The following is a 244-nucleotide window of genomic DNA, read 5'->3' as shown; positions in this document are numbered from 1 at the left end:
CGGCGAAGGCGGCCAGCCGATCGTCGACCCGGCGATTGATCGTGCCCTCCGGAAAGGCGCCGTCGGCCCCGCGCTCGCCGGCCGGCAGGCCGGTCAGCAGGGCGATCCCCTCGTCGATCGTGCGCACCGCCCAGACGGCGAAGCGCCCGGTGCGCACCGCCTCGACCACGTCGGCGCGCAGCATCAGGTGCGGCAGGTTGCTCTCCGGGATCATCACGCCCTGGTCGCCGGTCAGCCCGCCGGC

General features: G+C 75.4%; 1 protein-coding gene. It reads right to left on the bottom strand.

Features of this window, described 5'->3' with window-relative positions; translation table 11 throughout:
• Window positions 1–244, bottom strand: a 244-nt coding sequence (locus R0J92_RS25750) for a hypothetical protein (protein ID WP_411053780.1), incomplete at both ends; no start/stop codon positions are given.

Source organism: Tritonibacter sp. SIMBA_163 (assembly GCF_046535935.1).
Lineage (GTDB): Bacteria > Pseudomonadota > Alphaproteobacteria > Rhodobacterales > Rhodobacteraceae > Epibacterium > Epibacterium scottomollicae.
This window is presented reverse-complemented; position numbering and strand designations above follow the sequence as displayed.